The sequence below is a fragment of the Methylobacterium sp. P3_A11 genome, assembly GCF_056403155.1.
The window spans coordinates 1-9,358 of the sequence record NZ_JBFUGA010000158.1; the positions used below are offsets into that span (position 1 = coordinate 1).

Below are 9,358 nucleotides of genomic sequence, written 5' to 3' on the forward strand. Positions count from 1 at the left end.
GAGCCAGGAGACCTGCCGTCAGCCGTGGTCACACGCGAAACGCGCCGGGCGGGGTGTCCTGGCGGGTGTCGAGGCGCCCGCGCGCGAGCACGGACGCCGAGGCCTCGTTCGCGGTGACGTGCCACTGCCGCCGCCCGAGATCCCGTGACCCGTCTTGCCCGCCGCTCCGCGCTCCCCATCCTCGCCGCACTGGCGAGCCTGACATCCGCGGCCTCCGCCCTGGACCGGACCGGGCCGGACCCCACCGAGACGCGACTCGACGAGATCTCGGTGACCGCCGAACCCGCCGCGGCCGCGGCTCCGCAAATCGGTCCCTCCGCGAGCGCAGGCTATGTCGGAGGCACGACCGGCATCGGCGGGATCAGCACGCCCGTGGACTCCGCCAGCTCCGGGCTCATCACGGGTCCGCAGGTCAACAGCCGCCCCGTGACCCGCCCCGGAGAAGTTTTGGAAGCGGTGCCGGGCCTGATCGTCACCCAGCATTCCGGTGAGGGGAAGGCCAACCAGTTCTTCCTGCGCGGCTTCAACCTCGACCACGGCACCGACATCGCCCTGTCCCTGGACGGCATGCCGCTCAACATGCGTACCCACGCCCACGGCCAGGGCTACGCCGACATCAACGTCCTGATTCCCGAACTCGTCGGCGCGGTGGAGTTCCACAAGGGGCCGTACTTCGTGCGCGACGGCGACTTCGCCTCCGCGGGGTCGGTGCGGATCGACTACCTCGACGCGACACCCAAGAACGTCGCCCTGACCTCGATCGGCAGCTTCGGCTACAAGCGCGCCCTGTCGATCACCACTGTGCCGCTGGGCGAGGGCAACCTGCTCCTGGCTGGCGAGGCGCAGGTCTACGATGGGCCGTGGGTCGTCCCGGACGCGCTGCGCAAGATCAACGGGGTCGCCCGCTACAGCCAGGGCACGGCGCTCGACGGCTTCTCGGTCACCGGCATGGCCTACGCGGCGCGCTGGACGGCGACCAACCAGATCCCGGAGCGGGCCGTCACCGAGGGGCTGATCAGCCGCTACGGCACGATCAACCCCACGGACGGCGGCGACACTTCCCGCTTCTCGATCTCGGGCAAGTTCAGCGCGACGGACGACACGGGCGTGACAAGGGCCTCGGCCTACGTGATCCGCTCGCAGCTCAACCTGTTCAACGACTTCACCTACTTCCTCAACGATCCCGTCAACGGCGACCAGTTCCACCAGCTCGACCAGCGCATCATCGGCGGCGGCGAGGCGTTGCATATCTTCCAGGGGGACCTGTTCGGGCGGCCGATGGAAAACGAAATCGGCGTTCAGACCCGGACCGACTCGATCCGCGTCGGATTGTTCAACACCACGAACCGCCAGTACCGGTCCGGCGTGCTCGACGATCGCGTGCTGGAGACAAGCGGGGCCTTCTACTTCGACAACCGGGTCCGCTGGACCGACTGGCTGCGCACCGCGATCGGCTTCCGCGCGGACGGCTACTATGCGCGCGTCGTCTCGGACACACCCGCCAACTCCGGCAACGCGCGAGACGGCATCGTCAACCCGAAGCTGGGCCTGACCCTCGGCCCGTGGTTCGATACCGAACTCTACGTGAATTACGGCGGCGGCTTCCACTCGAACGACGTGCGCGGCGTGACCGCCACCGTCGATCCGACGAGTTCGCTGTTCAACACCACGCGCTCGCCGTTCCTGGTGCCGTCCACGGGCTACGAGATCGGGCTGCGCAACCGCTCGATCGCCGGGCTGGAGACGAGCCTCGCCCTGTTCCGGCTCGACTTCGCCTCGGAGAACCTGTTCCAGGGGGATAGCGGCACGACGGAGCCGAGCCGCCCGACCCGGCGCTTCGGCGTCGAGTGGACGAACCGTTACGCGGTGACGCCCTGGCTGTCGCTGGAGGGCGACCTGACGATCACCAACGCCCGGTTCTCGGACTACGACCCGGTGGGCAACCGGGTGCCTGAGGCCCCCACCACCATCGCGTCGGCGGGCGTCACGTTCGGCGAGCCGCTCGGCTGGTTCGGCGCCCTGAGGTTCCGCTACTTCGGACCGCGTCCGCTGATCGAGGACAACGCGATCCGGTCGCGGCCGACCGCGCTGTTCAACGGCCGGGTGGGCTATAACTTCGAGACTGGCATCAGCGTCTCGCTGGACGTGCTGAACCTGACCAACAGCAAGTCCGACCAGATCACCTACGCGTACGTGTCCCGCCTGCCCGGCGAGCCGGCCGAGGGGCTCGTCGACCGCGTGCTCCACCCGGTGGAGCCCACGGCCGTGCGCCTGACGATCGCGGGGCGGTTCTGAGGATGCGCGGTGGTCAGTGCTGGCCCTGCCCGGCGGCCAGGATGGTCACGCCCACGGCGATCACCCCGATACCGGCCAGCAGGGTCGGGTTGAGCGCCTCGCCGTACAGCCACGCGCCGCCGAGCGCCGCGCCGATCATGCCGACCCCCGACCAGATCGCGTAGACGACGCCGATGGGCAGCATGTCCATGCTGGTCGACATCAGCCACAGGGCGGTGCCGTATCCGAGGGCCACGATCACCGTCGGCCCCGGGCGCGTGAGGCCCTCGGCGGCCTTCAGCGCGAGGGTGGCGGTCACCTCTGCGCCGATGGCGAGCCCGAGGATCAGGTACGGATTCATGGCACGGCGACCTTTCGGGCTGTCGGGGCAGCGTGAATCGGGCGATCGAGGCGTGGAGAACCGGTTTCGAATCGGACGCCCGAGCAGACGGGGAGTCGACGGGCCGGCCCAACTCTGCGGCGAAGCGGCTGCAGGATCGCGGCGGACGACCGGCACATCGCCACAGAATCCATGAACATTTCCGAACCGGCGCCCGRGATCTTCACCGACGACGGAGGGCGTCCGTCCCGGGCGGGGACCGAGTGGGGCTTTCGTTAAGGCCTGCCCCTCACGGTGGCCGCGCGCCGGCCCCCGCCGCGGGAGCGGCCGCGCCACGGCGACGATTCAGAGCGACACAGACCCAGCATGACCGCGTCCTCGGCGATCCCGGATTCTCCGGCCCGCACACGCCGGGGCCGCCGGTGGGGCGTGATCGCCGCGGCGGGCGCGACCGCCGTGGCGGGCTGCGCCTGGACCGCCGCCGCGCTGATCAACGTCCCCGATCCCCTGACCCTCACGGCGCTGGCGGTGATCGAGCCGTCGTCGGTGGGCACGTGGTTCCCGAGCCGGATCGTCCAGGCCCCGGCACGGGGGAGCGAGCTGCCGGCCCGGCCGCGCCCGATCCTCGACCGCGTCCCCTGGAAGGGGAAGACGGTCCCGCTGATGACGGTGCTGGAGGCCACCCACACCAATGCCTTCCTGGTGGTGCAGGACGGGGGACTGATCCACGAGTGGCAGCGCCCGGGCACCGGACCGGAGACGCTGTTCCCGTCCTGGTCGGTGGCGAAGTCCGTCGTCTCGCTGCTGGTGGGCGCCGCGGTGGCGCGGGGCCAGCTCGCCGAGACCGACCGCGTCTCCGCCCTCCTGCCCGAGCTGAAGAACGGCGCGGTCTTCGGACAGATCACCGTGCGCAACCTCCTCGACATGGCGAGCGGGATCGCCGTGCCGGAGAACTACGATCCCCGACACCCCCTGACCGGCACCGCCGGGATGTACCTGACGCGAGACATCACGGCCTTCGTGCGCGACAACGCCCATCTGGCGTTCAAGCCCGGCAGCAAGGGCCGCTACCGCAGCATCGACACCGAGCTGCTCGGCCTGATCCTCGCCCGGATCGAGGGCAGGCCGCTGGCCGACATCCTCTCGGAGCGGATCTGGAAGCCGATGGGCGCCCAGGCCGACGCCACCTGGAACCTCGACCGGCCCGGCGGGATCGAGAAGGCGTTCTGCTGCATCAACGCGACGGCCCGGGACTTCGCCCGCCTCGGCCTGCTGGTGGCCGATCAGGGCCGTCTGAACGCCAACCGCATCATCCCGGCCCGCTGGATCGAGCGGATCATGACGCCGGCCCAGCGCGCGGTCGACGGCTGGCAGTACTCCGCCCAGTGGTGGCACGCGCCCGGCGGCGACGACGACGACATCTCGGCGATCGGCGTCTACGGCCAGTACATCTACGTCAACCGCGAGACCGGCACGGTGATCGTGAAGCTCAGCGACCACGGGGCGGAGCAGGACGAGATCGAGACGCTCGCGGTGATGCAGGCCATTGCGGCCGATCTCGCCGCCGGCCGCGCCGCCGCGGCCGGCAAGACCCCCTGAGGGGGGGCGCGCGTTCCGCCTCAGGCCTCGGTCGGTCCCGCCTCCGTCCCGGCGGGCTGCCGGCCGATCCGGCCCAGGCGCGTCAGGCTCCGTGCCCGCCAGTTGCGCAGGACCCGCCATCCGACGCGCCTCCAGGCGATCGACGGCACCGGCGAAGCGGGATCGACGAGGGCGCTCAGCGCCCGCGTGTAGTCGAGCACCAGGCCCGGGGTCCACGTCATGGACCGCGCGCCGCCGCGCAGGAAGGCGGCGGCCCAGAATTCCGGCGTGGTCAGCGCCGCGGCGAGCGTCCGCCAGGGATGGCCGCCGCGGCTGAACGCGCCCTCGACGGCGACGTCCAGAGACCGGGCCACCGTGGTGGAGCAGTTGCGGCTGATGAAGTTGTAGGTGGTGTCCGCGCTGTAGCGCGCCCAGAATGCCCGCAGCCGGGCGGCGTCGATGCCGTTCAGCCGCACCGCCACCGTCGCCGGACACCAATCCGCCACCTCCGCGTCGTGGGAGGGCAGGAAGCGCCCCGGCACGTCGTTCTCGGGACCGGCGCGCAGGCTCGACCGCAGATTGGCAGGTGAGCGGTCGATCTCCACCGCCGGATAGTGGCTGACGTAGAGGTCGTCCTCCAGCAGGAGGGCGGCGTGGCCCGTGGAGAACCGCCCCGCCTTGTCGACGGAGGCGACGTAGCGCCGGATCAGGCGCTGACCTGCGGGCGTCGTCGCCTGCCCGGTGGGCGTCCAGACATAGACCGTCAGGCCGCCGGGCTCGGCGGCGCAGCCGGGCTCGGCGGCGGCGCCGGACAGGGCCGGCTCGGCGACGCCCAGGCGCCGCGTCCGCAGGCCGACCAGCGCGAGGTTGGCGCCGTTCAGGATCAGGAACATCCCGATGCAGTAGCCCACCGTGCCGGCGTACCACGTCGGCCACGGCTGGAGATGGAACACCCCGAAGGCGATGCTGAGGCCCCCGAGGGCCACTGACGCCCGCCAGCCGGCGAATTTCAGCAGGCCCGCGATCGTGATCCGGACCAGACCGTCGACCACGAAGGCGATGCCGAAGATCATGGCGAGCAGGAAGGTGCTGTGCCGCGTGGCCATCATGATCAGGACGGCCATGACCGACAGCAGGCCCCCCTTGAAGAGGCGCAGCCGGCGGGCGGCGCCGATTGCCGACAGCCCGACGGCGAGGGAACTCACGCCCTCCGCGAGCAGGATCAGGCCGAACCACCGGTCTGGGACGTGGAGCGCCCCGTCGAGGGAATCGACCACCACCAGGATGCCGAGCGACGACCACAGCAGGCCCATGGCGCCGATGAGGTGCCAGTGCCGGCGGACCGCGGCCCGCCCGACGAGGAGCATCCAGAGGGGCGCCGTCCGGCCGCCGGCCGCCTCCGCGCCGTCCGGCTCGAACGCGTCGCGCGTCGACAGTGCGCGCGGCATGGAGGTCGGACACGGTCCGGACATAGGGTCGCCCTCGAAAGCGCTTCGACGCGTCGGTCGCACAGATGACGCCGTGCCGTCACGGCCGGAGCCCGTCGCCCGGCACGCGCGCGTTCGGCGAAGCGCCCGGGGCGCACGATCCACAACTTGGCTGATGACTTTGTTAATCGCGGCGTCGCCCGGACATCCGCCGGTGCGGACCGCCCTCGGATCGCCGGACTGAAGCCCGGATTCCCGCCGTGCCCCGGTCGGTCGCGGTCCGGCGGGGCGGAAAGGTCAGGGCGGGGCTCCGCCCGTCGCGGGTCGAGATCCCGTTCAGGCCCTGTCTCCAAACCTGATTCGTGGGTCCGCAGCCCGTCATCGTGAGACCATCCGAAGTCATCGCCGACAGGCGGCCGATCCAAAGATCGACACTGCGCAATATTTGCTGCGCATCCGAAGCAGAGCAACCTCATGTTGCCTCACCGGAACAAAAATTGTTCAAAGATCATCTTGAGATAAACTGTAGACAAATCGTACCGATTTTGTATTGTTACGTGCCAATCTTGGCAGACGCGAAGCAATTTGGCGCACGATTGGGCGGTAAATGCTGATCCTGGAATCGGCTTTATCGATGCGCCAGTCTTCATGCCTCGCTTCTCACGACTGGGGGATCCATGAACACTATCGATTTGCACGAAAAGTCGACGGATCTGAACACAGATCTGATCAAGTGCACGACATCGTTGGTTGCGGCCTACGTGTCTCGGAATGCGGTGGGCGTGGGGGACCTGCCGGTTCTCATCGACCAGGTGCACTCGGCCATCACGGTGCTGCAGGGCGGCGGCTCCGGATCGGGTGCGGGCTGGACCGGCCCGACCGCGGCGCAGATCGAGGCCTCGATCCAGGAGGATGGCCTGATCAGCTTCATCGACGGCCGCTCCTACAAGACCCTGAAGCGCCACCTCACCGCGCACGGGCTCACGCCGGAGCGCTACCGGGCCAAGTACGGCCTGCCCGCCGACTACCCGATGGTCGCCCCGGGCTACGCCGCCAAGCGCTCGGAGATCGCCAAGGCGATCCAGCTCGGCCACAAGGCGGCCTGAGCACGATCCGCGCCGCATTGCCCGCCATCGATGGGCCGCGCGGTCCGCCATTTCGAGCACTGCGGAGTGGCGCGCCGGGTGCCGGATCGCGGCGCGATCCGGCACCCGGTCCGACCGGGCGGGCATCCGCACCGAGGCGCCGGGGGCGTGGTCGGACGGATCCTGCGCGCCGGCCCCGCCGATCGCTTGCGGCGCTCAGGCCCGGGCGACCGCCAGGGTCCCGTCATCGATGGGAACGAAGCGGACACCCGCCCGGTGCAGGGCCTCGACCGCGTGCAGGCGGGACCGACTGCCCCGATGCTCGCTATCCTCCTCCAGGCGCCGCACCGTGGAATGCGACAGGCCGCTCGCCTGGGCGAGATCCATCATCGACCAGTCGAGGAGAGCCCGCGCGGCGCGCAGGTGGTGCCCGGCCACCGACTGCTCCAGCCCCTCGGGCAGGCCGACCGGGGCCGGTGCGTGGTTGCGGACGGGATATTTGAGACCGCCGCGGCCGAGATAGGTTCCGTCCGGGTCCCAGATCGGCATCGTGAGGATCCGGAAGTGCCAGAGCTCGCCGTTGGCGAGGCGCTCGTGGGCCGTGCCCTGGAAGAACGCCCGCCGCTCGATCTGCTCCAGGGCCGCCGCCCGCAAGGCCCGGCGTTCCTCCGGGACGACCATGAGATACGGATCGGCGCAGATCTCGTCGAGCGGCAGGCCGTGGACCTCGGCGACCGTGAACGGGATCTCCCGGATGAGGTCGAGCCCCATCGAGAAGGTCGTGATGTGCTCGGTGAGATAGAGCGCGCCCTGGCGGCGGCGGTCCTCGTGCCGCAGGCGGGCCAGGCGCTCGCGGTCGCTGACATCGAGGGCGGTCCCGTTGAGGGCGACGGGCCGCCCCTCGGCCGAGAACCGCACCTCCATCGCCAGCGAGAGGGTGCGTGCCGTGCCGTTCGGCCGGATCACCCGGACGATGACCTCGCGGGGGAYCTGGCCCTGCCGGATATCGGCGAGCGTGGGCATCAGGGCTCGATCCTCCGGATGGATCAGGCTCAGCAGCAGGTCGTAGCGCGCCTTCGCGGCATTCGGGACGAGACCGAGCAGCCGGTAGAATCCCGGAGACCAGACCAGTTCCCCGCCCGCGAAAACCCAGCTCCAGGCGCCACTCATCCCGCGACCTTCCGTGAGGGTCAGGAATTCGCCCGCAGAAAACGTCAGAGCACTTAAGGCCGTATGGAACATCTCAGCACCACATGGATCGCATCGGCGATTCCCAAGTTTCGAGGAATAATTTTTCTACATAAAATTCAGAATTCATTCATAGCAGATTCCGAGAAACGCACCGACATCTTCACCGGAGCGACCATCATACAGTGCCTTATTGAAAAGCGACATGGCGCCATCTTGGAAATTGCTTCGGATTCGACGCGGTCGCGGCACCGGCAGTCCGAAGCCGCCCAGCCCGGCTTGCATGACGCGCCACCGCTCTGGCACCGGCGCACCCAGCCTCCCGTCCCGCCCCGCCATGTTGTGGACCCGTCATGGAACACTTCGCGTTTCGGAGGTATGATTTTCCATGATCGCTTTGCCATGATTGTTCCACACAGATCGCCGACCATGGCTCATGACACCAAAAATACTCAGTCTTTGTTTTATTCGTTTCGATCATAGACAAGACTGTCGACACAATAATTGTATTGATTCTCCAATAAAATCCAGAATTATTTCTACTGCCAATGATCATTGCTATCCGGACAACGAGTCATCGGTCGCGCCACCCCGATCTCCGGATCGAGCCGGCGGGAATCGGGGCCGGGCGGGAGATTGACAGAGCGGGCCGAACAATGCGGGGAGACGGCATCGCGCATCGGGAGGAACCGCATGAGGGTCGCCTGCATCGGCGAGTGCATGGTCGAGCTGTCCGAGCGCCCGGACGGGACTCTGGTCCGCGGCTTCGGCGGCGACACGCTGAACACCGCGCTCTACCTCGCGCGCCTCGGCGTCGCGGTCGATTACGTGACCGCGCTGGGCGACGACGTCTGGAGCGACGAGATGGCGGCCGCCTGGGGCCGCGAGGGCATCGGCCTCGACCGGGTCCGGCGGCTGCCGGGCCGAATGCCGGGGCTCTACATCATCCGCACGGATGCGGACGGCGAGCGCAGCTTTCACTACTGGCGCGACCGCGCCGCGGCCCGGGACCTCTTCACCGAGGCGGGCTCCGCCGAGACCGAGGCGGAGCTCGCCGGCTACGACCTCGTCTACCTGTCCGGCATCAGCCTCTCGCTCTACGGCGAGACCGGACGCGCCGCCCTGTTCGAGACCCTGTCGCGCCTGCGGGCGCGGGGCGGGCGGGTCGCCTTCGACACCAACTACCGCCCCCGCGGCTGGCCCGACCGGGACGAGGCCTGGGCGGCCTTCCGTGCGGCCCTGGCGCTGGCCGACCTGATCTTCGCCTCGGCGGAGGATCTGGACTGGCTGTTCGGTGCGGCGGGCGCGGACGAGGTCCTGTGCCACCGCGACCGGGCCGAGATCGTGCTCAAGGGTTCGGACGGATCGGGGCCGGTCGCCCGGGTGCTGTACGGCCCGGCCRACACCACCGTGCCGGCCGGGCCGGCGGCGCGGGTCGTCGACACGACGGCCGCGGGGGACAGCTT

Annotated in this window: 7 protein-coding genes; 4 read left to right on the forward strand and 3 right to left on the reverse strand. The window is 69.4% G+C overall.

The window, feature by feature from the left end; genetic code table 11:
* Positions 1-270 precede the first annotated feature (270 nt).
* Complete coding sequence (locus AC1DXK_RS28875) at positions 271-2,295, forward strand: TonB-dependent receptor (protein WP_457107875.1); 2,025 nt, start codon at positions 271-273, stop codon at positions 2,293-2,295.
* A 13-nt stretch (positions 2,296-2,308) separates the two neighbouring features.
* On the opposite strand, the gene AC1DXK_RS28880 is transcribed toward AC1DXK_RS28875, so the two are convergent.
* Positions 2,309-2,635 carry a DMT family transporter gene (locus AC1DXK_RS28880; RefSeq protein ID WP_457107856.1) on the reverse strand — a complete coding sequence of 109 codons (327 nt, stop codon included), beginning with the start codon at positions 2,633-2,635 and terminating at the stop codon, positions 2,309-2,311.
* Positions 2,636-2,980: 345 nt separating this feature from the next.
* Here AC1DXK_RS28880 and AC1DXK_RS28885 point away from each other — a divergent pair, with 345 nt between their 5' ends.
* Positions 2,981-4,213: a serine hydrolase domain-containing protein gene (locus tag AC1DXK_RS28885; RefSeq protein WP_457107857.1), complete on the forward strand. Its 1,233-nt coding sequence runs from the start codon at positions 2,981-2,983 to the stop codon at positions 4,211-4,213.
* A gap of 20 nt (positions 4,214-4,233) precedes the next feature.
* Here AC1DXK_RS28885 and AC1DXK_RS28890 read toward each other — a convergent pair whose 3' ends face one another.
* Positions 4,234-5,640 carry an HdeD family acid-resistance protein gene (locus AC1DXK_RS28890; protein WP_457107858.1) on the reverse strand — a complete coding sequence of 469 codons (1,407 nt, stop codon included), beginning with the start codon at positions 5,638-5,640 and terminating at the stop codon, positions 4,234-4,236.
* A gap of 656 nt (positions 5,641-6,296) precedes the next feature.
* Here AC1DXK_RS28890 and AC1DXK_RS28895 point away from each other — a divergent pair.
* Positions 6,297-6,725, forward strand: a complete 429-nt coding sequence (locus AC1DXK_RS28895) for a Ros/MucR family transcriptional regulator (RefSeq protein WP_457107859.1) — start codon at positions 6,297-6,299, stop codon at positions 6,723-6,725.
* A gap of 195 nt (positions 6,726-6,920) precedes the next feature.
* Here AC1DXK_RS28895 and AC1DXK_RS28900 read toward each other — a convergent pair whose 3' ends face one another.
* Positions 6,921-7,874, reverse strand: a complete 954-nt coding sequence (locus AC1DXK_RS28900) for a helix-turn-helix domain-containing protein (protein WP_477299574.1) — start codon at positions 7,872-7,874, stop codon at positions 6,921-6,923.
* A 711-nt stretch (positions 7,875-8,585) separates the two neighbouring features.
* On the opposite strand from AC1DXK_RS28900, the gene AC1DXK_RS28905 reads away from it, so the two are divergent.
* A partial coding sequence (locus tag AC1DXK_RS28905) for a sugar kinase (protein WP_477299575.1) occupies positions 8,586-9,358 on the forward strand: 773 nt, incomplete at its 3' end.

Bases quoted from the DNA above. Each gene is read 5' to 3' on its own strand.
- AC1DXK_RS28880 (WP_457107856.1), bottom strand. From the start codon at position 2,635: ATGAATCCGTACCTGATCCTCGGGCTCGCCATCGGCGCAGAGGTGACC.
- AC1DXK_RS28890 (WP_457107858.1), bottom strand. From the start codon at position 5,640: ATGCCGCGCGCACTGTCGACGCGCGACGCGTTCGAGCCGGACGGCGCG.
- AC1DXK_RS28895 (WP_457107859.1), top strand. From the start codon at position 6,297: ATGAACACTATCGATTTGCACGAAAAGTCGACGGATCTGAACACAGAT.
- AC1DXK_RS28885 (WP_457107857.1), top strand. From the start codon at position 2,981: ATGACCGCGTCCTCGGCGATCCCGGATTCTCCGGCCCGCACACGCCGG.